The 24070-nt window shown below is 25.5% G+C and carries 19 protein-coding genes; 2 read left to right on the plus strand and 17 right to left on the minus strand.

Going from position 1 to position 24070, the window contains the following annotated elements; all coding sequences use genetic code 11:
- Entirely contained in the window at positions 1–2037 is a 2037-nt protein-coding gene (locus ACTTA8_RS05050; protein WP_440654690.1) for an ATP-dependent helicase, read from the plus strand.
- Positions 2034–3728, plus strand: coding sequence for a M24 family metallopeptidase (locus ACTTA8_RS05055; RefSeq protein WP_440654692.1), 1695 nt, complete (start codon positions 2034–2036; stop codon positions 3726–3728). The genes ACTTA8_RS05050 and ACTTA8_RS05055 overlap by 4 nt, the downstream gene beginning before the upstream one ends.
- Here the strand turns inward: ACTTA8_RS05055 and ligA are convergent.
- The 17 genes from ligA to ftsZ form a co-directional block, all read right to left on the minus strand.
- The gene (gene ligA / locus ACTTA8_RS05060; RefSeq protein ID WP_440654693.1) at positions 3711–5741 is read right to left on the minus strand and encodes an NAD-dependent DNA ligase LigA; all 2031 of its coding nucleotides are present in this window, start codon (positions 5739–5741) and stop codon (positions 3711–3713) included. The two genes, ACTTA8_RS05055 and ligA, sit on opposite strands and share 18 nt — an antisense overlap.
- A gap of 1 nt (position 5742) precedes the next feature.
- On the minus strand, positions 5743–6591 hold the full coding sequence (locus tag ACTTA8_RS05065) for an outer membrane protein assembly factor BamD (RefSeq protein ID WP_440654694.1): 849 nt from the start codon (positions 6589–6591) through the stop codon (positions 5743–5745).
- A gap of 47 nt (positions 6592–6638) precedes the next feature.
- Entirely contained in the window at positions 6639–7559 is a 921-nt protein-coding gene (lpxC, locus tag ACTTA8_RS05070) for a UDP-3-O-acyl-N-acetylglucosamine deacetylase (RefSeq protein WP_440654696.1), read from the minus strand.
- A 64-nt stretch (positions 7560–7623) separates the two neighbouring features.
- Complete coding sequence (locus ACTTA8_RS05075) at positions 7624–8328, minus strand: hypothetical protein (RefSeq protein WP_440654698.1); 705 nt, start codon at positions 8326–8328, stop codon at positions 7624–7626.
- Entirely contained in the window at positions 8321–8992 is a 672-nt protein-coding gene (locus ACTTA8_RS05080; RefSeq protein ID WP_440654700.1) for a cell division protein FtsQ/DivIB, read from the minus strand. Before ACTTA8_RS05080 ends, ACTTA8_RS05075 begins: the two co-directional genes overlap by 8 nt.
- Positions 8973–9887, minus strand: coding sequence for a D-alanine--D-alanine ligase (locus ACTTA8_RS05085; protein ID WP_440654701.1), 915 nt, complete (start codon positions 9885–9887; stop codon positions 8973–8975). The genes ACTTA8_RS05080 and ACTTA8_RS05085 overlap by 20 nt, the downstream gene beginning before the upstream one ends.
- 1 nt (position 9888) lies before the next feature.
- Entirely contained in the window at positions 9889–10794 is a 906-nt protein-coding gene (gene murB, locus ACTTA8_RS05090; RefSeq protein ID WP_440654702.1) for a UDP-N-acetylmuramate dehydrogenase, read from the minus strand.
- Complete coding sequence (gene murC / locus ACTTA8_RS05095; protein WP_440654704.1) at positions 10794–12188, minus strand: UDP-N-acetylmuramate--L-alanine ligase; 1395 nt, start codon at positions 12186–12188, stop codon at positions 10794–10796. Before murC ends, murB begins: the two co-directional genes overlap by 1 nt.
- Positions 12178–13245, minus strand: a complete 1068-nt coding sequence (locus tag ACTTA8_RS05100; RefSeq protein ID WP_440654705.1) for a UDP-N-acetylglucosamine--N-acetylmuramyl-(pentapeptide) pyrophosphoryl-undecaprenol N-acetylglucosamine transferase — start codon at positions 13243–13245, stop codon at positions 12178–12180. The genes murC and ACTTA8_RS05100 overlap by 11 nt, the downstream gene beginning before the upstream one ends.
- A gap of 3 nt (positions 13246–13248) precedes the next feature.
- Positions 13249–14367, minus strand: a complete 1119-nt coding sequence (locus ACTTA8_RS05105) for an FtsW/RodA/SpoVE family cell cycle protein (protein ID WP_440654706.1) — start codon at positions 14365–14367, stop codon at positions 13249–13251.
- Positions 14357–15640 (minus strand): UDP-N-acetylmuramoyl-L-alanine--D-glutamate ligase, encoded by a 1284-nt coding sequence (gene murD / locus ACTTA8_RS05110; protein WP_440654707.1) that lies wholly within the window; start codon positions 15638–15640, stop codon positions 14357–14359. The genes ACTTA8_RS05105 and murD overlap by 11 nt, the downstream gene beginning before the upstream one ends.
- Positions 15640–16725: a phospho-N-acetylmuramoyl-pentapeptide-transferase gene (gene mraY, locus ACTTA8_RS05115; protein ID WP_440654708.1), complete on the minus strand. Its 1086-nt coding sequence runs from the start codon at positions 16723–16725 to the stop codon at positions 15640–15642. The genes murD and mraY overlap by 1 nt, the downstream gene beginning before the upstream one ends.
- Positions 16726–19569, minus strand: coding sequence for a UDP-N-acetylmuramoyl-L-alanyl-D-glutamate--2,6-diaminopimelate ligase (locus ACTTA8_RS05120; RefSeq protein WP_440654709.1), 2844 nt, complete (start codon positions 19567–19569; stop codon positions 16726–16728).
- Positions 19570–19571: 2 nt separating this feature from the next.
- Positions 19572–21263, minus strand: a complete 1692-nt coding sequence (locus ACTTA8_RS05125; RefSeq protein WP_440654710.1) for a peptidoglycan D,D-transpeptidase FtsI family protein — start codon at positions 21261–21263, stop codon at positions 19572–19574.
- Positions 21260–21568, minus strand: a complete 309-nt coding sequence (locus tag ACTTA8_RS05130) for a cell division protein FtsL (protein ID WP_440654711.1) — start codon at positions 21566–21568, stop codon at positions 21260–21262. Before ACTTA8_RS05130 ends, ACTTA8_RS05125 begins: the two co-directional genes overlap by 4 nt.
- Positions 21565–22575, minus strand: a complete 1011-nt coding sequence (gene rsmH / locus ACTTA8_RS05135; protein WP_440654712.1) for a 16S rRNA (cytosine(1402)-N(4))-methyltransferase RsmH — start codon at positions 22573–22575, stop codon at positions 21565–21567. The genes ACTTA8_RS05130 and rsmH overlap by 4 nt, the downstream gene beginning before the upstream one ends.
- An 18-nt stretch (positions 22576–22593) precedes the next feature.
- Positions 22594–24069: a cell division protein FtsZ gene (ftsZ, locus tag ACTTA8_RS05140; RefSeq protein ID WP_440654713.1), complete on the minus strand. Its 1476-nt coding sequence runs from the start codon at positions 24067–24069 to the stop codon at positions 22594–22596.
- Between the last annotated feature and the right edge of the window lies 1 nt (position 24070).

The following is a 24070-nucleotide window of genomic DNA, read 5'->3' on the forward strand; positions in this document are numbered from 1 at the left end:
ATGATAAATAGAGAATATTTAAATGGTTTAAATGAAGCTCAAAAGGATGCTGTAATGCATCTAGATGGTCCTCTATTAATAGTGGCTGGCGCTGGTTCAGGAAAAACTAAAGTACTAACATCAAGAATAGCAAATATAATTAAGGAAAAAAAAGCTTTTCCTAATCAAATTCTTGCAGTCACTTTTACAAATAAAGCTGCTAAAGAAATGCAAAATAGAGTTAGTAAAATTTTAGGATCTGCTGCTGTTGGTCTTTCTTGGTTAGGAACTTTTCATTCAATTTGTGCGAAATTGTTAAGAAAACATGCATCAGCTGCACAATTAAACTCGAATTTCACTATTATAGATACTGACGATCAGATTAGATTAATAAAAAATATATGCAAAGCAGAAAATATTGATATCAAACAATTATCTCCAAAATTTATACTCGCAATAATTGATAGATGGAAGAATAAAGGTTTTTATCCTGGAGAAGTAGTCATAAATAAAAAAGATATTTATGAGAAAACTGTACTTCCATTATACAAAATATATCAACAAAAATTAACAGATTTAAATTCCTGTGATTTTGGTGATTTAATTTTACACACAGTTAAAATTTTAGAATTTAATGCTGATATTAGAGAAATATATTCTAAAAATTTTAAATATATCTTAGTTGACGAATATCAAGATACAAACTTTATTCAAAGTAAATGGCTTAATCTTCTATCTGAAAAAAATAAAAATATTTGCTGTGTTGGTGATGATGATCAATCAATATATAGCTGGAGAGGTGCTGAGATTAAAAACTTTTTAGAATTTGACCAAGTTTATGAGAATACAAAAGTAATAAGATTAGAACAAAATTATAGATCCTCACAGAATATTTTATCAGTTGCTTCAAACCTTATTTCTAATAATCAAAATAGAGTTGGAAAAACATTGATTACTACAATGGAAGAAGGTGATTTAGTTCAATTAAACTGTTTTAAAAATGGTAAAGATGAAGCAGTTGGAGTTTCAGATGAAATTGAAAAAAAAATTAAAAAAAAATTCTCTTATAATAACATTGCAATTTTAGTTAGAGCCATTTTTCAAACACGTGAATTTGAAGAGCGATTTCTGAAAATTGGTATGCCCTACAGAATATTAGGTGGTACAAAATTTTATGAAAGAGCTGAGATTAAAGATTGTGTTGCATACTTAAGATTGATTCATCAAGAGAAAGATGACTTAGCTTTTGAAAGAATTGTTAACAATCCAAAAAGATCAATAGGTGATAGTACCTTAAAAAGCATTCATGAGTTTGCTAAGGAAAATAATTTAAATTTAGAAAGAGCATCAATCAAAATGCTTGAACAAAATTTAATTAAGCCAAAAGCTAAAATTGGACTTAGTTTATTTATTAATTCTCTAATCAAATGGAGAAATGATTTAATTATAAAGAAATCAAATCATATAAAGTTATTACAAATTGTTTTAGATGAGTCTGGCTATTCAGCAATGCTTAAAAATAAAAAAGATTTAGATAATGAAAATAGACTGGAAAATATTAAAGAATTGTTAAGTGCTATGAAAGAATTTGATAATCTAGAAAGTTTTTTAGAACACGTATCTTTAGCAACCTCGGTAGATCAAGAATGGGATGGTGAAAAAATTAATATGATGACCATGCATGCAGCAAAAGGTTTGGAATTTGATGTTGTATTTTTACCTGGATGGGAAGAAGGATTGTTTCCACATCAAAAATCTATTGAAGAAAAAGGTCAAAATGGCCTAGAAGAAGAAAGACGATTAGCGTATGTAGGAGTTACAAGAGCAAAGAAGAAAGCTGTGATCTCTTTCTCGATGAATAGATTTTACCAAGGAGATTGGATAGACAGTATGGCTTCGCGATTTATTGATGAATTACCAGAAAAACATTTAGAAAAAAATTCTTTCTTTGAAGAGGAAACTAACAATGATGATGATTTTGAGTTTAATCAGGATTTTGAAATCGAAGAAGGAACAAGAAGTCCTGGGTGGATAAGATATCAAAAGAGAATTAAATGAGGAATCATATAAAATTATTAAGAAATAAATTTAAAAAATATGGAATTGATGGCTACGTAATTCCAAAAAATGACGATTTTTTTACTGAATATTCAAAATTAAATCGATTAGAAGTTATTTCAAATTTTAGTGGATCTGCTGGTCTAGCTATAATTCTTAAAAATATAAATTATTTATTTACTGACGGAAGATACACAATTCAAAGTAAAATTGAGAGTGGGAAAAATTTTAAAATTTATGGATTTGAAAAATTAATAAATTGCAGTTTATTTAAAAATCTTACACTTGGTATAGATCCAAAATTATTTACCAATACTCAAATTAAAAATTATTTTTTAAAACACAACAAAATCAAATCTGTTGAAAAAAATCTAATTGATGGAATTAAAAAACAGAAAAAACATACCTCTAAACCATTTTTTTCTTTAGATAAAAATATTGTTGGTGAAAGTATTAATTCAAAATTAAATAAAATAACAGAACATTTAAAAAAAAATAAATCTGATTATATTTTTATTAGTGCGCCAGAAAATGTTGCGTGGACTTTAAATATAAGAGGTGGAGATGGCCCTAACAGTCCAATTCCCAATTCAAGATTAATAGTAAGTAAGTCAAAAAAAATACTACTTATAAGTAATCTTAAAAAGTGTAAGCAATTATTAAAAAATAGAATTATTAATAGAGATGAATTTTTAGATACAAATGCTCTACCAAGTAGAATACGAAATCTTAAGGGAAAAAACTTTATTATTGATGACAAATCTTGTTCAATATTTTATGAAAATTTAATTAAGTCTAAATTTAAGATCATAAAAAGAGAAGATCCAATTTATCTTTTAAAGGCAATCAAAAATAAAACTGAAATTAAAAATATGATAAATGCTCATATCTTCGATGGAGTAGCATTAACTAAATTTTTATTTTGGATAAAAAAAATTAATAAAAAAAAAATTACAGAAGTAGAAGCAGCTAAGAAACTAGAAAATTTTAGAAAATTAAATAAAAATTTTCTTTATCCTAGTTTTGATACAATAGCTGGATCTGGCAAAAATGGTGCCATTGTCCATTATCGTGCAAAGAAAGAAAATTGCCGTGTTATAAATAAGAGGGATATTTTTCTTTGTGACTCTGGTGGTCAATATAAATATGGAACAACTGATGTAACAAGGACAATTTGTTTTTCAAAACCAAAACAAAACATCAAGGATGTTTTTACGAAAGTTTTGAAGGGTCATATTGCTGTAGCTACAACTAATATAAATAGACAAGATACTGGTAAAAAAATAGATAAAAGAGCAAGAAAATTTTTAAATAAAAGTAACTTAGATTATGCTCATGGTACAGGGCATGGTGTTGGCTTTTTTCTTAATGTTCATGAGGGGCCTCAATCTATTACAAAAATAAATACAATTAAAATAAGAGAAGGTATGATTTTAAGTAATGAACCCGGATATTATAAAACGAATGAATATGGAATTAGGATTGAAAATTTAGTTTATGTTAAAAAAACAAATAATAACTTGTTATTTCATAATTTAACATTAGCACCTATAGAGAGAGATTTAATAAATTTTGATTTATTAACAAATAATGAAAAAAACTATCTGTTTAAATATCATTTAGAAGTTTATTCAAAGATATCAAAATATTTAAATCAAAATGAAAGAAAGTGGTTAGCTAGTTTTATTTAGCATTTTCAAAAATTCAGACTGATCTAAAATTTTTATTTTAAGCTGTTTAGCATTATCTATCTTCTTTTTTGTTGGTTTGTCACCAATAATTAAATAATTTAATTTTTTAGAGACGCTACTAACTGTTTTTCCAGAATTTTCTTCAATCATTGATTTAATTTCGGCTCTACTAATTCCATTTAATTTACCTGTAACCAAAAAAGTCTTATTTTTTAATAAACCATCATCAGAATTTTGAACAGCATTTTTTACCACTAAAACTTTTTCTAATTCATTCAAAACTTTTAGGTTTGCGTCATTTGAAAAAAAACTTTTAATTGAATTTACTTGTGTTTCACCAATACCATCAATATTTAACATGTCTTCATAATCACTTTCTTTAGATAAATTTTTAAAATTTGAAAATGATATAAAATGTTTTGATAAAAGCTTGGCATTTTCTAATCCGATATGTCTAATACCTAACGAATAAATTACCCTCTCTAAAGAAATATTTTTTTTTTGATCAATTGAATATTTTAAATTTTGAACAGAAAGTTTGCCCCAACCTTCTAATTTTTCAATTTTTGAAAAATCTAGATAAAATATGTTATAAGGAAATTTTATAAATTTTAATTTCCAAAAATTTTCAACTATTTTTTTTCCAAAACCATCTATGTTAAATGCTTCTTTTGATACAAAGTGTTTTAGTTTTTCAATTGAAATCTTATCGCAATAATAACCTTCACTAGAACATCTTCTTACAGCATCAACTTTTTTTGTAATCTTATTAAATTCTTTAATGGTTTTTGATCCACATGAAGGACAATTTTCAGGAAAAATAAATTTTTTTGAGTTTTTTAACCTTTTTTTTATATCTACAGAAAGTATATGAGGTATAACATCTCCCGCTCTCTCTATGACAGCTGTATCTCCTACTCTAATATCTTTTCGATTGATTTCATCTTCATTATGTAAAGTTGCATTTGAAACTATAACTCCTCCTATATTAATTGGCTTGATCTTTGCAACTGGTGTTAAAGCACCAGTTCTGCCTACTTGTATCTCTATATCTAAAATTTGAGAAACAGCTTTATTGGATGAGAATTTGTGAGCAATTGCCCACCTAGGTGCATTAGCCACATTTCCTAATCTTTTTTGCATGTGGAAATCATTAACCTTGTATACTATCCCATCTATATCAAAATCTAAATCAGCTCTTTTTTTTTCAATTTTTTGGTAATTCTTCATCAGGTTTTTGATACCTGAGGTTAAAATATTCAATGGGTTTGTTTTAAAACCCCATTCATTTAATTTTTTTAGATAATCAAATTGGTTTTTAATTTTTAAACCTTTTTCATATCCAAATGTGTAAGCAATAAATTTTAGAGGTATTTTTTTTGTTTCTTCTGGATTTTTTTGTCTAAGTGAACCAGATGCTGCATTTCTGGGATTTGCAAATTTTTCATTTAAATTTTTAAAATCACTATTTTGAATAAATACTTCTCCTCTAATATCTACTTCTTCTGGAAAATCTTTATTAGAAATTTTTTTGGGAATATCATTTATAGTCTTTAAATTTTCTGTTATTTCCTCACCTTCCTTTCCATCTCCTCTTGAAAGACCTTTATAAAACTCTCCATTTATATAAGTTAAAGAGGCAGATATCCCATCAATTTTTGGCTCAGCACTGTAATTAATATCAAAATCATTATTTATTGATAAATAATTTTTTATTTTTTTTTCAAAATTAATTAAATCATCTTCAGAAAATGCATTACCAAGTGATAACATTGGAACTTTATGCAAAGATTTTTTAAAATTTTTTGATGGTTTATGACCAACTATTTTTAGTGGAGAGTCATCAGATTTTAAGAATTTATATTTTTTTTCTAGATTTAAAATTTTATTTTTTAAATTATCATATTCTTCGTCTGTAACTTTTGGATTACTCTGTTCATAGTATGCTTTATTATATTTTTTAAATAGATTTATATTTTTTGAGTAATCTAAATAAATTTTTTTTTTGTTCATCTCAATCAAAAAGAGATTTAAATTTTTTTAAAAAAGATTTTTTATTTTTTTTATCTTTTTTAATAGTATTAATTAATTTATTTTCAAAATTTTCATTAAATAATATATAAGATTTCTCATACCATTTTGAGGAAAGATAATTGTAACCAAGTAAATTTGCATATTTCTTAGCCTCATCTATTAAGCCAATTTTATAGTATGTTTCAACTAATCTATATAAAGCCTCTTCAGTATATGTAGTTGTGTCATATTCATCTATTACATTCTTAAATCTATTTATGGCAGGTATCCATTTCTTTTTTTGAAGGTAATATCTGCCTATATACATTTCTTTTGACGCCAAAACATCATCTATTAAAGCAACTTTAAACTCTGCATCTAAAGCATATTCTGTATTAGGGTAATTGATAATTAAGAATATAAAATTTTCCTTAGCATTAATGATAGTTTCTAAATCTTTCTTTTCATCAATAATTTGTTCATACCAATTAAGACCTAATAAATAATATACATAGTCCATATTTTTATAAAATGGATATACTCTTTTAAATCTTTCAAGCTCAGCTATAGAGTCCAAATAATAATCTTGAGCATAATAAGAATAAGCTGCCATTAAAGCAGATTTAGGAGCCCATTCAGATTGAGGAAAAAGTGTTTCTGCCTCATTAAATTTTTTGGCAGCAAACAAGGCGTCACCTTCATTTAAGGATTTTAAACCTTCTTCATAAGCTTCTAGAACTTGAAGCTCCAGACTATTTTCTTTAATAATATTTTTTTCTAAATCATCTTTTGAACAAAAAGACAGAAATATTAAAATTAATACCCAGCAAATAGGTCTGAAGAGTTGCATAATTGTTTATACTTATTAATGCTATAATTTTAAAGCTATCTTTTAATTTAAGCAATGGATCTTAAAATATTTCTATTTACAAGATTATGAGGAAGATTTTTTTCTTTGATTTCAATAATTGAAAAGTTCTCTTTTTTCGAGAATATTTTTTTTAATAATTGATTAGTCAGATAGTGACCTCCACGAACACATTTGATTGATCCAACAATTCTGTATCCACATGTGTAAAGATCACCTATACAATCTAGAATCTTATGATTCACAAATTCTTTTTGATTCCTTAAACCTTCATGATTTAAAATTTCTTTGCCTTTAACAACTATTGCATTCTCTAAACTTCCACCTTTTGCCAAACCATTTTTTTTAATCATTTCAATATCCTCATGCAAGCAAAAGGTTCTAGAATTAAATACGTCATTTAAATCATCCTCATATACGTTAACCAAATTTTTTTGATTACCAATTACAGGATTTTGATATTTTAATTGAAATTCAATGTCTAAACTTAATGTTGAAGGCTTAATTGATATAAATCTACTATTTTCAGAATATTCAACTTCATTATTAATTTTTATTATTTTAATTGGGAAGCTGCTAACTTTTAATCCAATTTTCTGAATTTTTTCTACAAAAACTTTTGCAGATCCATCTAGAATTGGCACCTCTTCATTGTCAATTTCAATTAAAGCGTTATCTATACCTAAACAAAATAATGCACCCATCAAATGTTCAATTGTTGAAATTTTTACTCCAAACTCATTTTCAATTGTTGTATTTAAAGAGGTATTTGAGACATTAATAAAATTTGGAAAAACAAGATTATTATTTTTTAAATCTATTCTTTTAAATACTATTCCAAAATTTGGTTCCGCCGGCTTAATATGTAAATTTACGTTAACACCACTATGAAGGCCTACACCATCAAATGACACTGTATTTTTAATTGTTTTTTGCGTTAAATATGACACACGCCATTATTAGTTTTGATATATATAGATTCAAAAACAATTAATATTACAATATAAAACAAGATTAACCCCAAAATTGAAAAAACTTTTCAAAAAAACTAATTTTTTGAGTATTTTTAGGAATTATATCAATCTCATTTAAATTAGCACCATGCTGAATTTTATAAGTTTTTTCGTAAAAATTTAAATTTTCCTCTTCAAAAAAGTTTTCTATGTAAGTTTCGTCTAAATAATCATCTGGTTGTATATGATATTTTTTTAAAACATTTTCAATATTAAAAGTAATAAAATCTGGAATAGTAATAAATTTTACTTCGATAGAAATATGATCTGCTTTTAAATTTTCATTAATTGTTTCAAAGGAAACATTGTCAATTATATATCGATTAACTATCATATGTAAAATTTTTTCATTTTGATGGTTCTCTTGAAACAAATCTCTAGTATCTGTCAGTAATTTTTGTAAAAATTTTTTTGTAATATCTTTTTCATAGTTTTTTTTTTTTATTGATAAATTGAATGAATTAATTTTTTTACTTTTAATTATTAAATCAATGTTGTTAATAAATTTTCCAAATAATTTTTCAATTATATAAATATTTTCATCAAGAAATTTACTTAATGTAGTAAAATTTATAGCATCATCACTATTAATTATTTTCAAATTTTTTTGATATAAATTTTTAAAATTTTTGACATCAAAAAGATTTAATTCAAATCTAGAGTTAGATATACTTAAGTATGCTTTGAATTTTATATCTTTATCCATCTAAGATAATTTGATTATTTATTCTTAAGTCAATTATTTTAATATTTTCAAATCTATTATCATTTAATATTGTCCACAAATTATTTAAAGTTAGTTTGTCAACTTTTTTTGGTAATTTAACAGTAATATTGTTTTTCAATTTTATATCCCATCTTTTAGATTTAAAAAAAAATAATGATTTAATATGATTGTAATCAATCTTGGATTGAACTAAAGTTTTTTGAAAATTTAGAAATTCTATTACATCAGGAGCTCCAAAAATATACGGTAATTCCTTTTTCATATAGTTATCTTTTGATAATTTGCCATTTGATCCAATATAATAAATTTTATTTTGATATTGCATTTTTGCTAAAAGTTTAGCTTTCTCAATATTAATAATCAGGCTTGATGGATATTTTTTAAATATTTTAAATTTTTCTATTATTGAATATCTCTGAATTATTTTTATAATTTTATCTTCTTTTAAGAAAAAAATTTTTTCTAATTTTAAATACTTTAAATCATTAATTATTTTATTTTTATCATTTTCATTTAAACCAATAACACTTATAGTTTTAATATTTTCAAAACTTGAATTATATAAGTTTAGGTTACTGACTGAACTTAAAATTATTAATAAAAAAAAGTAAATTAAGATTTTTTTACTTTTTCTTTGATGCATCTTTTAATATCCATTCAATTAATTTTAGAAAGTTTATTCCTTTATAAGAGGCTATTTCTGGAACGAGAGACAATTTAGTCATGCCTGGTTGAGTGTTAATTTCTAATAGATAAAATCTTCCCTCAAAATATTTAAAATCTGATCGTGTTACACCAGAACAACCAATAATCTTGTGTGCTTTATGCGCAATATTCAATACTTGATTTAATTTTTTATTTGGTAAATCAACAGGGATTATATGTTGAGTTTTTGCATTTGTGTTGTACTTTGCTTGATAATCATAGAATGCTCTTTTGGGTCTTAATTCAATTGCTCCAAGCTTTTTATTACCCATAATTGCTACCTGAATTTCTCTTCCTCCAATAAATTGCTCAATCATAATTTTTTTATAATCTTTTAATGAATTAACTTTATTTATCAGATTGGATTTATTACATATAAAAACATTAACACTAGAACCTTCATTTAAAGGTTTTATCACAACTGGAAATTTAAGTTTTGACTTAATTTTTTTTATTAAATCAGATGATTTGTAATCATAATTATAAACAAAAAATTTTGGCGTAGTAATTTTATTTTTTAAAAAAATTTTTTTTGAAATTTCTTTATCCATTGCAATTGATGAAGCAACAACACCAGAATGAGTATATGGAATTTTAAATTTCTCTAAAATACTTTGGATATATCCATCCTCTCCAAATTGACCATGCAATGCATTAAAAATTATATCAGGTTTAAATTTTTTAATATTTAAAGATAAAAATCTATCTGGTTCAGAAATCTGAATTTTATAACCATTTTTTTTCAGCTCTTTGGCAACCTGTTTACCCGTATCAAGACTTATTAATCTCTCCTTTGATATTCCACCTGAAAGTATTAGTATTTTTTTTTTCAATTTATTCTAAAATTTTAATTTCAGTTTCTAACTTTATACCTGTTTTCTCAAAAACATTTTTTGACACATATTCAATCAAACTCTTCATATCTTTAAATTTAGCATTACCTTTATTTACAAAAAAATTACAGTGTTTTTCTGAAATATATGCATCACCAAAAGAAATATCTAAAGGAACAGACTCTTTTATCAGTTCCCAAACCTTTTTTTCAGATTGATCTAAAGGGTTTTTAAAAGTACTTCCACTGGTTTTAATTCTTGTTGGTTGTGCTTTTTCTTTTTTTTCTTTTAAAAAATTCATTTCATTTTGGATTAATTCTTTTTCTTTCTTATACCCTTTAAAGGAGGCGCTTAAAAAAATAAGGTCATCAGATAGACCGCTATCTCTATATTTAAAATTTATATCTTTTGCAGGTATAGTTACTACCTGGCCAGATTTAGTAACTGCTTGAATCGAAATTAGAAAATCTTTAAATTCTCTATTAAAACAGCCAGCATTCATTTTAATTCCACCACCAACTGTACCTGGTATACAAGACAAAAATTCAAAACCACCTAATCTATTTTCTAATGCAAATTCTGATAATGCTTTGTCACTAACAATACTTCCTGCAATAATTATATCATCTGACAGAACTGATAAATTATTAAAATTATTTGCAAGCTTGATTACTACACCGTCATATTTGTCGTCTGTTATTAATGTGTTGGATCCTCCACCTAAGACAAAGATATTTTCTTTATTTTCTATAAATTTTAAAAATTTGATTAAATCTTTTAAATTATCTGCTTTAAAATAAATTTTAGCTTTACCACCAATATTAAACCAATTTTTTTTTTTTAAGTCACAGTCTAGCTTTAGGTTTTGACCAAACTCTTTTGATAGTTTTTTCAAATTAGTTTTCATTATAAATATTTGGGTAGTTCTCTCATCCAGCTTGAAATTGAACCAGCACCCATACCAATAACAATTTTTTTTCCATAAATATTACTTTTTACATATTTTGCTAATTGCAATTGATCCTCGATCATCAATAATTCAACCCTCGAATTTTTAATAATTTGTTTTGCAAAACTAAGATAACTAAAACCGAGTTTGATTTTTTCACCGGCATTATAGATTGGAAATAAAATTACTTTATCAGCATCTCTAAAAGCATAGCTAAACTCTTTTTTTAAATCTTTTACTCTTGATATTCTATGGGGTTGAAAAATACATATCTTCTCATAATCTTTATATACTTTCGTTACCCCATTAAGTACTTCTCTTATCTCAGTTGGATGATGTGCATAGTCATCAAAAAAATCAACATTATTAAAAGAAAAAATCTTATTAAATCTTCTTTGAACACCTTTAAAATTTTTAAGTCCTTTTTTTATATCAAATATTGATATTCCAACAGTCAACGATACTGCAAGAGCCGCAACTGCATTTTTAATATTATGATTTCCTAAAAGGGGAACTATTATATTTTTTAAGAAACGATTTTTTTTATTTGGTAATTTTATTAATAAATCAAATTTTGAAAATTCTTTATATTGATTTATATTTTTTATAGAAAAGTTTGATTTAGGATCTTCACCATACGTATAAAAATTTTTCTTTTTAATATTTTTAATTAAATTTTTATTATTCTTATCATCTAAACAGATAAATGATTTTCCAAAAGATGGAACCTTCTCAACAAAATCAATAAAATATTTATTTAATTTTTTCATCGAATTATAAAAATCCATGTGCTCTCTATCAATGTTAGTTATGATAGAATAAGTTGGCGGTATAAATATAAAGCTACCATCAGACTCATCTGCCTCCAAAATAGACCAATCACTTTTACCTAATTTTGCTGTATTATTGATTGAATTTATAACTCCTCCATTAATAATCGTCGGGTCTATTTTTGTATTTTGAAAAATTGATGCAATTAATGAAGTAGTTGTTGTTTTGCCGTGAGATCCGACAACTACAATATTTTTAGAGAGAGACACAATGTTTGCTAGCATTTCGCCTCTTTTGTATATTGGTAGACCTTTTGATTTTGCTTCAATTAATTCTGGGTTATTTTGTTTAATTGCTGAAGAAACAACCAAAATTGTAGCCTTACTTATATTCTGTTTTTTATGTCCAACGTAAACTTTGATTTTTTCTTTTCTAATCCTATTAATATTTTTATTATTTGAGATATCACTTCCTTGAACTTTAAAACCTTTTCTTTTCATTATCATAGAAAGGCCACTCATCCCTATCCCACCTATACCAACAAAATGAATAACTTCTGATTTAGCTAATTCAATTTTCATTTAAAATTCCCAATAAATTTTGATTAACATTATTCCAAGTATTTTGATAATTTAATTTTTTTAGATTTTCTTTTTTTGCGACATAATCTTTGTCTTTCTTTAATATTTTTAACAATAATTCTTCAAATTTCTTTTTATCAAATTTTTTTTGATCAATTATCCAGCAACAATCTTTATCATAATAATATTTAGCATTTTCATATTGATGATTATCCTTAGAACTAGGAAGTGGTATGGCTATAAAAGGAACATTCATTAATGACATTTCAGCTAAGCTTGAAGCGCCTGACCTTGATATACATAAATCAGACTGCTTCATAAGTTCATTTAAATTTTGATCAAAACTAAAAACATTGCTTTCTATATTATTAATTTTATAAAAATTTTTTAAATAGTTTATGTTTTTTTCGCTAGTTTGATGAATTACATTAATTAAGCAAGATTTTGAGACACTCAAAATTGTTTCATTAATAAGTGTATCAAAAATTTTAGCTCCTTGACTACCTCCAATAATCATAATGGTAAATAAATCTACATCTTTTTTATATAAATTTGCTTCATAATATTTTTTTCTTATAAAAGGTTTTGAAATTTTTTTCTGATTTTCAAATTTTTTTGGATAATTTTTTAAGTTTATTGAATAACAAATTAATTTTTTAGAAAAATTTAAAAAAAATCTATTCGCTCTTCCTAAAACCATATTTGGTTCAATTAAAAAAATTTTAATATTTAGAATTTTTGCTGCTAAACATAAAGGTAAGGACATGTACCCACCCGTTGAAATTAAGTAAGAAATTTTTTCTTTTTTTAATATTTTTAGAGAATTAATTGTTAATATTAAGACTTTAAATAATGTAAAAGGAAAAAGTATTAAGCTATTAAACTTTGGTGTATCTATTAAAATAGATCTATAATCATTTTTTTCTAAATATTTTAATCCTCTAGAATCTGTTGAGATTATTGTTTCATATTTTTCTTTTAAATGGTCATGTATTGTAATTGCTGGAATTACATGTCCTCCAGAACCTCCAGTGGAAATTAATACTTTTTCTCTCACCTATTATATTTTTCTTTTTGTTAAGTTTAAAATTATACCTGTCAATATTGAGGTACTTACAATTGAAGAGCCACCATAACTCAAAAAAGGTAATGTCATTCCGGTTGTTGGAAATAATCTTATATTAACTCCAGTATGGATTGTGGCCTGCATAAGAATTAAACTTACTGATCCAATTAGAATAAGTTTATTTTGCTCCTCAATTTCAAAACTTATTTTTTTAAAAACCATATAAATTAGGACTAAAAACAAAATTAAGATTAAAATTATGGCAATCACACCAAACTCTTCAGAAATTACTGAAATAATATAATCAGTATGTGCTTCTGGTACTCTATTTTTGAGTGTTCCTTCTCCAATCCCTTTTCCAAAAAAACCTCCGCTCGTTATTGACTCTATTGCTTTATCTGATTGAAAATTATGAGTACCTGTTTCTTTATCAAAAAATGAAAAAATTCTAGCTTTAATATAATTAAATTTTGGTATGTAAATGATCATATAAGACAACAAAATTAATCCAATAGAAGAAATTGTGAGCAAAAAATATAAATTAATACCTGAGCAAAATATCAAAACAGCCCACAAAAAAACTACTAATAATGTTTGGCCAATGTCTGGCTGAATTATCAGTAGCAAAGAAACTAAAGTCATTAAAATTGTTGATGCTAAATATTTGAATAAAATATTAGTTTCTTTTTTACATAAAATAATTGCAAAAATTACAATCAAAAAAGGTTTCACTATTTCTATGGGTTGAAATCTTGGTAAAAAAAATAAATCGATCCATCTCCTTGATCCCTTAACTTCTATGCCAATTATAGGTACTAAAAACAAAGAGAGTAATGAAATAAAAAAGAGAATTATTGAAAATTTATACAATTTATCTTGATTTAAAGATGAAAAAATAAAAATTAAAATTACTCCGATAATTACATAAATTAAATGTTTAAAAAAAAAGAAATAATTGTTGGTATCTAATTTGTCTGAAGCTATGAGTGATGTTGACACTAAAGAGAAAAAAAGTCCAATGGTGAATAAAAAGCTAACTAAAAATAATATAGGTTTGTCTATATTTTTCCACCACTGGTAATAAAATTTATAAATTATGCTATTACTTTGCATATATTATTTTTTTAATTATTTTATTAAAGTAATCTCCTCTATCTTCAAAATTTTTAAAACTATCAAATGATGCACCAGCAGGACTAAAAAAAATTATATTTTTTTTAATTTCTTGATCTTTTATCTCTAAGAAAATTGCACGTAAGGTTTCATTTAAAGTTTTATATTTTTTAACCTTTAATTTATTTCTCAAAACTTTATGAAACTTATTACGATATGAACCAAAAATGAACGCTTTTATATTTTTACATTTTATTTTAGATAATTTGAACTTATCATTTTTTTTTGGTATTCCTCCCAAAATCCAATAAACATCATTCAAATTATTTAATATATTTTCTGAAGAAGCGAAGCTTGTAGATTTAGAATCGTTAATTATTGTTAAATTTTTTTTATCAAAAACAATTTGTTGTCTATAATCAAGTCCCTTAAAATTATTAATTGTTTGGATTAATCTGTTTTTAGAAAGTTTCAATTTAGGTGCAATTTCAAAAATAAATGAAAGATTTTCTCTATTACCGTCAGAAGCAAAGTATTTATTACTAATCTTATCAATTATGTTTTTCAAATTTGAGATATCAACTTTATAAATTTTTGACTTAAATTTATTTTTTTTAATTTTTTTGGTGATTAATGAATCATTTTTTTTAACGTATGCAAAATTTCCCTTAACTTGTGACTCGATTAATTTAAATTTTGCATTGACATAATTTTTTAGGTTCTTGTGTCTTTCAATGTGATCTGCTGAAATGTTTAAAATTAAGCTATATTTTGAACTGAAAATCTTTGAATAATCTAGCTGATAGGAGGAGGCTTCGATCACAAAAATCGTTTTTTTTGTTATTTTTTTCTCTGCAAGTGCTGGGTTTCCTATGTTCCCAATTAATCGAGCATCTTTTTTTTGATCAACCAAAGCATTTTGAAGTAGTTTTGCTGTAGTTGATTTTCCATTAGTACCAGTGATTGTTATGCTCAAATTGTTATAAAATGAGTACAAAACATCAAGATCTGTATAAATTTTTTGTGAATTTTTTTTCAAGAACGTTGATAATTTACATTTTGAAATATCTATTCCTGGACTAATAATAATTACATCAAAACTTATTTTTGAAAGTTCACTTAAACTTAATATTTTTTTATTTATTTTTGGATTGTCATCAAAAAGATAAACATCTGCTTTTTTTTTTAAAAATTTATATGAAGATATTCCACTTTTACCTAATCCATATATTAATATTTTTTTTCTTAAAAAAATATTTTTTTTATTTTTCATTATCTTAATTTTAATGTAGCAAGTCCTATCATTGCTAAAATTATTGAGATAATCCAAAATCTAATAACTACAGTGGACTCGGGCCAACCTTTTTTCTCAAAATGATGATGTATGGGAGCCATTCTAAAAATTCTTTTTCCTGTAAGTTTAAATGAAATTACCTGAACCATTACAGAGACTGCTTCTAAAACGAAAAGACCTCCCGTTATTGCTAGAACAATCTCGTGTTTTGTTATAATACCTACAGCTCCTAGTGAACCACCTAAAGATAAAGAGCCTGTGTCTCCCATAAAAATTTTAGCTGGAGGGGCATTAAACCATAAAAATCCTAAGCATGCTCCAATAATCGCACCACAAAAAATTGCAACTTCACCTGTTCCTTCAATATAAGGAATTTGTAAATAACTTGAAAAAACAATATTTCCAGTTACATAGCTTATAAATGCAAAACAAGCTGCTACCAATATTACTGGTACTGTTGCCAAACCATCTAGACCATCTGTAAGATTTACAGCATTAGAGGAACCTATAATTACAAATACAGCAAAAGGAATAAAAAACCATCCAAGATTAATTATTAAATTTTTAAAAAAAGGAAAATATAAATTATTTAAATCATGATAATCATTAAAATAAACAAACAGACCTACACCTAGTAACGCTAAAATAATTTGTACAGTTATTTTAAACTTTGATGAAATTCCAGAGGAATTCCTTTGCTTAATTTTTTTATAATCATCAAATGCACCAAGTAATCCAAATGAAAGAGCAATGTATAAACAAAATAAAATATTATTATTTGATAAATCTGCCCATAAAATAACTGAAATAATTAGTCCAAGTAAAATAATAATTCCACCCATTGTTGGTGTTCCAATTTTTTTAACTATGTGGTCTTCGGGTCCATCTTCTCTAATTGGATTAAAAATTTTTTGATTTGAAAAAAATTTTATAAAAGGTCCACCAATAAATAGAGCTATCACTAATGATGTAAAAAAAGATAAACCTGTTCTAAAAGTTAAATATTTAAAGACGTTTAAAAAGCCAAAATTATCAACAAAATTTAATAGAAACTGGTATAGCATTTAGTTTAAACCTTTTAGTTCATTAACTATCTTATTAAAACCTGTCGCAAGTGAGGCTTTAATCATTAAATAATCATTGTTTTTAATATCATTTCTAATCAAATCATCGATCTGAGAATTGTTACGTAATATTTTACCTTTTTTACTATTTGATATTTTTTTATATATCAAAGAAGCCATTTTTCCTTTTACAAAAACTTTATCAATTTTAGTTTGATTTATTAGTGGAGCAATAGATTCATGAAGTTTTTTGGAATAACCACCAAGCTCCAACATATCTCCAAGCAACAAATACTTTTTAGACTTGTTTGATTTTATTTTATCAAAATTTTTAATAGCAGAACTTAATGATAGTGGATTTGAGTTATAACTTTGATCAATTAAATTTATTTTCTTATTGTTTATTTTAATTATTGAATGGTCCCCTCTTCCATCAGGAATTCTAAAATTCAAGAAAATATTTTTATTTAAATTAAATATATTTAAATTCACACTAATAACAGCTAATGCAGATAGAATATTATAAATATTGTTTTGATAGTCATTAGAGGTTATAAAATATTTAATTTTATTCATAAATCTAATTTTAATTTTAAAATTTTTTCCAAACGATTTAATATCAATTAACTTAATATCTGCTCTATTACTTTTAATACCAAATGAAATTAATTTAAGATTTTTCTTTTGAGAAATTTCTTTATGAAGTTTGAAAAATTTATCATCTGCATTTAAGATAATAGAACCATTTGGTTTAATGTTACTTATAATCTCTGATTTTGCTAAGGCAATCTGTTTTATGTTTTTAAAATTTTTTGCATGGGCATAATTTATATTTGTAATAACTCCAACATTTGGCTGAATTATTTTTGTTAGATAATCAATCTCACCCTTTTTATCCATTCCTACTTCTAAAATTCCATATTGATCATTTTCTTTAATATTAAGAAGACTTAAGGGAACTCCAAATTTATTATTATAAGACTTTGGTGATATACTTGTAATTGAAATTTTTCCCAACACACTTCCCAATAATTCTTTGAGTGTAGTCTTTCCACAACTACCCGTAATAGCTATAATGTTTGTGCTAATATTTTTTCTGTATACTTTTGAAACATTTGTTAAAAATTTTAAGGTGTTTTTAACTTTTATCTGCCATTTATTATCTAGATTATTTTGAATTTTATTTACAATTGCTAATGATGCTTTTTTCTTAAATGATTGTGAAACAAATTTATTTCCATCATTTATTTTACCTTTGATAGCAAAAAATAAATCGTTTTTGTTTACTTCTTTAGAATTAATACACGCATTATTTATAGAAATAGACTTTGATAATTTTTTAGTGTTGGAAAGTTCTTGAATTATATTTAACTTTAATTGATCGGATAAATTTTTGTTTTTTTTATTAATTTCTTTTAGAATTTTTATTCTATCGGAAAATTTGATTTTCTTTTTAGCAATTTCCTGTGTGTTTTCGTGCCCTTTTCCTGCAACTAGTAAAATATCACCGCTTTTCAAATTTTTAATTGCTTCCGATATTGCTGTTCCTCTATTAGAAATTTCTGTAATTTTCTTAACATTGATGCCTTTTTTAATATCTTTTCTTATTTTTACTGGATTTTCATAACGAGGGTTATCATCAGTTAGATAGATATTATCTGCATAAATACTTGCTATTTTGCCCATTTTAGCTCTTTTATTTTGATCTCTATTTCCACCACAGCCAAATAAAAGATTTAACTTTTGATCAGGAAATTGCTCCTTAATATTTAAAAGACAAACTTTTAAAGCATCAGGTGTGTGTGCATAATCAAGAATAACAATTGAATTATTTTTAATTTTTCCAATTTTTTCCAATCTACCTTCAACTGGTTTTAATTTTGGTAAGACTTTTAAAATATTTTTAAAATTTAAATTACTTTTTTGTGCTGCCATTGCTGCCATCAAAATATTCTTTATTTGAATTTTACCTATTAATTTTAAATTAATTTCCTTGATTAAATTTTTATGTGTTATTTTAATCAATTGATTTTCGTTGTCATATCTATGAGATAATATTTCAAAATTATTTTGTTTTGAATTTATTGCTAATAGTTTTAACTTTTTCTTTGAAGAGATTTTCTTAATTGTTTTATATTGAGGTATATTTTTATCTGTAATTATATTTCCTTTTTTTTCTATTAAATTTTCAAATAAATAAAGTTTTGCTTTTAAATAATTTTTTAAATTTTTGTGATAATCAAGATGATCTTGTGATAAATTTGTAAAAATTCCAGATTTAAAATTTAATCCATCTAATCTATTTTGTTTTAGTCCATGACTGGAAGCTTCCATAATAACATTTTCAACTTTTTCTTTTTTTAATTTTTGTAAAATCTGTCCTAATTTAATTGGATCAATAGTTGTATTAAATAAATTTAAATTAATATTTTTTGATTTAACTCCTAATGTTCCAATTGAAGCTACTTTTTTTTTATTTAATTTCATTATTTGAAAATAAAATTCAGCAACTGAAGATTTTCCATTGGTTCCTGTAACAGCAACTAAATTTTTTGGTATTTTTTTGTAAATTTTAAATGAGACTTCTGCTAATAATTTTCTTATATTTTTTGTTCTTATAAACAAAATTCCATTTCGGTAATCTTTTATTTTTTGTTCTGTTACAATTATTTTAGAACCTTTTTGTATAGCTTTAGAAATGAATTTATTCCCGTCTATATTATTTCCCTTTATAGCAAAGAAAATATTATTTCTTTTTAAAGATCTAGTATCAAAAGAGATACCTGAAAAAAATGTTTTTTTATAATTTTTGTGGATACCATCAAAATAATTTCCAAGTAACATTTTTAGTTAACCTGTAAATATTTTGTGGCTAAAATAGGCCCAATTTTATCTATAACTTTTCCTGCCACCTCTACAGATGTCCAACCAGCTGTATTATAAAGTGTTCCCTTCCATCCACCTTTTCTATGCCTATACTTATAATAATAATCTTTTGATTTTTTAGGTGTATCTAACATCACAACAAATACAAATTGAGGATTTGAGGTTGGGAATACCGAACTAAAAGTATTTATTTTCGCCTCTGAATATTTTCCTCCTTCGGGTTGGTCGGCCGTACCTGTCTTGCCTCCAATTTCATAATTTTCAACATCTGCAAATCTAGCAGTACCCTCCTCTGTATTAACAATTTTTCTTAAAGCATTAATAACTTGCTCTGAAATTCCTTCATTAATTATTCTTTTGTTGTTATTTTTTTTGTTATCTTCCTTAAAAACCAATGTTGGTTTTACATCGTAGCCACCATTAGCCAAAATAGCATATCCTTTTGCTAGCTGAAGAATGGTTGTTGCTACTCCATGACCAAAAGAGGCTGTTGCCAATCTACATTTTCCAAAATCATAATCAATTTGAGGTGCCACTTCTTCAATGTCAAAATTAATCTGGCTTAATACTCCAATATCCTCTAAGAAAGATTTAAATTTTTCTGGGCCAACTTTTTGTGCAATTCGTACAGATCCTATATTTCCAGATCTAACTAAAATTTGCTCAGCAGTTAAATCTGAAGGTATTTCATTATCATATTCTCCAATTCTGTATCTGTCACACTTAATTGATTTTGGTAAATCTAAAAATTCAGTATCTGGTTCAATTAATTTTTCATTTAAAGCGCTTGCAAAAGTAAAAACTTTAAAAACTGAACCAAGCTCGTATGTTCCTTTTGTTACTCTATTAATATAATTTACATCTGATATATTTTCTCTCTCATTTGGATTAAAATCAGGTAATGAAACTAAAGAGAGTATATTGCCATTATTAACTTCCATCAAAATCGCTGCACTACCTTTGCTTTTAAAAATTTCCTGATATTTTAATAATTCTTTTCTAATTAAAAATTGAATGTCTTTATCAACAGTTAATTTAATTGGGTCTCTAGATGATCTAAGATTTTCATTTAACGATTTTTCTAATCCAGAAATACCATTATTGTCATTATCAATTTGACCTAAAATATGACTAAAAAGATTTTTCTGTGGATACATTCTAAGCACTTTTTCTTCGGGAATAAGAGATTTATCTCCCAACTTCATAATTTGCTCATATTTTTCTTCTGAAATTTTTTTCTCTAAATAAAAAAACTTTTTGTTTTCTATTTTTTTTTCAATTTCATTAAAATCTTTGTCTGGGAAAATAATTTTAAGACTTAACAGTAATTTTTCTTTACTAATTATGTCTGAAGTTTTAAGACCAATATCAATAGACTTAACAGTCTTTGCTAAATAATTTCCATTAATATCTAAAATATCTGCTCTATAAAGATCACTATTGAGAGGAAGTGTATTACTTATATTTTCAATTTTTGCCTCTCGAGACCCTAAATGAATTAGATGTATTGTGTATATTGAGTAAATAACAAAAAAGACAAAAAAAATAAAAGCAACTCGATTAAATTGAATATTTAATCCAGTATTGTTTTTTTTATAATCAAAATCATTTTTGTGATCCTCAATTGTTAATCTTTCTTTAAAATTACTCATTTTTCCTTGGTTATTTTATAATCCTCTAATTTATTTACATTTTCTAAAATATTATAAATTTTAATATCTTCTATTTTTTTTTGAACTAATTGATCTTCAAAATATAAAGATTGATATTCTAATAATTTTTCAGCAGAACTTAGATAATCGTATTCCAAATGAATATTTTCTAAATCTGATTTTAAAAGTCTTACACTTTCTTTATAAGCAAATATTTTATCTTCAATTTTTTTTGTAGTATTTTTGATAATTGCTGTTGTTAAAACTAAAATTATAATCGTAAATACTAATAATAATTTTTTCAAAGCTTATCTCCAAACTTTTCAATTTCTAAAAAATTTTTAAATTTTTCCTCAATATCTGTGTCAAAATTAAAGAAATCACTTTTCTTAATTGCATATCGTAGTTTTGCAGATCTTGAAGGAGGATTTTCTTTTATCTCAAGATCAGATGGTGTAATTGGTTTTTTTTGAATTAAATTAAAAAGAGTTTCCTTTTGATCTATAATAGGTGAATATCTCGAAATACTTTTATTTTGAGAAAGACTTTTAAAAAAATATTTTACAATTTTATCTTCTAAAGAATGAAATGTAACAACAGCTAAAACACCTCCTTTTTTTAATACTTTGGTAGCATTTATCAGTCCATAAATTAATTCGCTTATTTCTTTGTTTACAAAAATTCTAAGAGCTTGAAAAACTTTAGTTGAATTGTGTACTTTAAAATTTTTTCTTATTTTTGATTTATCAATAATTTTAATTAAACCCTGTGTATCAATTTTCTTGTTTAATCTTTCTTTTACAATATTTTTAGAAATATATTTTGCATCTTTTTCATCTCCAAAGTATTTAAAAATTTTCTCCAATTCTTTTGCATCGAGTTTATTAATAGCATCAGCAGCTGAATAGTTGTTTAAACCCAATTGCATATTTAAATCTGTCATTAAGTTGAAAGATAATCCTTTTTTTGGATCTTTCATTTGTGTTAATGAATATCCAAGATCAAAAATAATACCTTTGATATTTTCGTTTTTAATTTTTAAATTTGTTAATTGACTGAATTTTAAATTTTTAAAAATAAATCTATCATCAAAATCATTTGAAATTGAATTTGCAATTTTTTGGCTTTCAATATCCCTATCAAGTCCTATTACCTTTGTATTTTCAAACTCTAATATTTTTTTTGAATATCCACCTTGACCAAATGTACAGTCTATAAATGTGCCACCATGTTGAGGGGTGATAACGCTAATAATTTCTTTTAGCAGTACAGGATAATGTTTTTGTACATCCGGTACTATGGTGGCTTCCATTTATTTCTTTGAAGACCATTAATTTTTTTGTCTTCTTAGGAAAGCAGGAATTTCAAGATCATCTTCATCTTCTTGATCCTCTGAATTCAACAAATCTGAAGGTGAAGAATTTTCACTTTCTGAGCTAAATAAATCTGGTGAGTCTGAATCTACACCAAATTCCTTGAGATCATTTGATGTTTTTTCTTGAACATTTTCATCATGATTTTTTTCTTCAAATGTTTCTACTGCTTCTTGAGTAAACGATTTTTCCATTTCATTTACAGTGCTATCATCTACAATGTTTTCTGTTAATACACTATTTTCTGAAACAAAATTTTCATTCATCATGTTATTTTCAACAGTTACTTGTTCTTGTTCTTGAACAACCTCATTCTCAACTTTGAGAGCGTTAGCACCATGAGTAATTGGGCTTGATGAGTTTGAAAAATTAAATGCTGGAGATCCCATATTTGAAAAATCAGAGTAACCAGGATTACGATTTTGTATTCTATGCACCATATTTACTACAGATTTAGATTCAGGTTGTTGTCCATCTAATGAAGTTGCAACAATTGAAACTCTCATTTTTCCGTCTAAGTCAGCATCAGTTATTGCTCCTATAATTAACTCAGCTTCTGGATCAACCTCTGCTCTTACTTTGTTAACTGCTTCATCGACTTCAAAAAGTTTTAAGTCTTTACCACCAGTAATATTTACTAGTAACCCTTTAGCACCCTTCAAAGTATAATCGTCAATTAATGGATTGCTAATGGCCATCTCTGCAGCTTTAAGTGCTCTACCTTCACCTTCAGCTTCTCCTGTACCCATCATTGCTTTGCCCATTGAAGCCATTACAGTTTCAACATCTGCAAAATCTAAATTAATTAATCCAGGTCTTACCATTAAATCTGTAATACTCTGAACTCCATGCATCAAAACATTATTTGAAAGATTAAAAGACTCTTCAAAAGTTGTTTGTTCGTTTGCAATTTTAAATAGGTTTTGGTTCGGAATTACAATTATAGTATCCACATGTTTTCTTAATTCTTCCAATCCTTGTTGTGCTCTTCGCATTCTAGAGGGGCCTTCGTATAAAAATGGAAGAGTCACAACACCTACTGTTAATATATTTAATTCTTTAGCAGCTCTAGCGATGACATGAGCAGCACCAGTGCCCGTTCCACCACCCATACCAGCTGCAATAAAAACCATATTTGCACCTTGAAGTGTATTTACAATTTCATTTAAAGACTCATCAGCAGCTGCTTGTCCTATATCTAATTTTGCACCTGCTCCTAAACCCTTTGTTAAATTTAGACCAATTTGAATTCTTGTTTTTGCTTTACTTAACTTTAAATCTTGAGCATCAGTATTAACTGCAATAAATTCTACACCTTGCAGATTATTTTCTATCATTTCATTAATTGCATTTCCGCCAGCTCCACCAACTCCTAGAACTAGTAGTCGTGGTTGTAGCTCTTTTATCTCTGGTGCTTTAAAGTTAATTGTCATC

It is taken from the genome of Candidatus Pelagibacter sp. HIMB1506, from assembly GCF_052047935.1.
Taxonomy (GTDB): Bacteria; Pseudomonadota; Alphaproteobacteria; order Pelagibacterales; family Pelagibacteraceae; genus Pelagibacter.

Excerpts from the sequence above, each read along its gene's own strand:
- ACTTA8_RS05125 (WP_440654710.1), bottom strand. The coding sequence starts at position 21,263 with ATGAGTAATTTTAAAGAAAGATTAACAATTGAGGATCACAAAAATGAT.
- ACTTA8_RS05120 (WP_440654709.1), bottom strand. The coding sequence starts at position 19,569 with ATGTTACTTGGAAATTATTTTGATGGTATCCACAAAAATTATAAAAAA.
- rsmH (WP_440654712.1), bottom strand. The coding sequence starts at position 22,575 with ATGGAAGCCACCATAGTACCGGATGTACAAAAACATTATCCTGTACTG.
- ACTTA8_RS05055 (WP_440654692.1), top strand. The coding sequence starts at position 2,034 with ATGAGGAATCATATAAAATTATTAAGAAATAAATTTAAAAAATATGGA.
- ACTTA8_RS05080 (WP_440654700.1), bottom strand. The coding sequence starts at position 8,992 with ATGCATCAAAGAAAAAGTAAAAAAATCTTAATTTACTTTTTTTTATTA.
- ACTTA8_RS05065 (WP_440654694.1), bottom strand. The coding sequence starts at position 6,591 with ATGCAACTCTTCAGACCTATTTGCTGGGTATTAATTTTAATATTTCTG.
- murD (WP_440654707.1), bottom strand. The coding sequence starts at position 15,640 with ATGAAAAATAAAAAAAATATTTTTTTAAGAAAAAAAATATTAATATAT.
- ACTTA8_RS05075 (WP_440654698.1), bottom strand. The coding sequence starts at position 8,328 with ATGGATAAAGATATAAAATTCAAAGCATACTTAAGTATATCTAACTCT.
- murB (WP_440654702.1), bottom strand. The coding sequence starts at position 10,794 with ATGAAAACTAATTTGAAAAAACTATCAAAAGAGTTTGGTCAAAACCTA.
- mraY (WP_440654708.1), bottom strand. The coding sequence starts at position 16,725 with ATGCTATACCAGTTTCTATTAAATTTTGTTGATAATTTTGGCTTTTTA.
- ligA (WP_440654693.1), bottom strand. The coding sequence starts at position 5,741 with ATGAACAAAAAAAAAATTTATTTAGATTACTCAAAAAATATAAATCTA.
- ACTTA8_RS05105 (WP_440654706.1), bottom strand. The coding sequence starts at position 14,367 with ATGCAAAGTAATAGCATAATTTATAAATTTTATTACCAGTGGTGGAAA.
- ACTTA8_RS05050 (WP_440654690.1), top strand. The coding sequence starts at position 1 with ATGATAAATAGAGAATATTTAAATGGTTTAAATGAAGCTCAAAAGGAT.
- murC (WP_440654704.1), bottom strand. The coding sequence starts at position 12,188 with ATGAAAATTGAATTAGCTAAATCAGAAGTTATTCATTTTGTTGGTATA.
- ftsZ (WP_440654713.1), bottom strand. The coding sequence starts at position 24,069 with ATGACAATTAACTTTAAAGCACCAGAGATAAAAGAGCTACAACCACGA.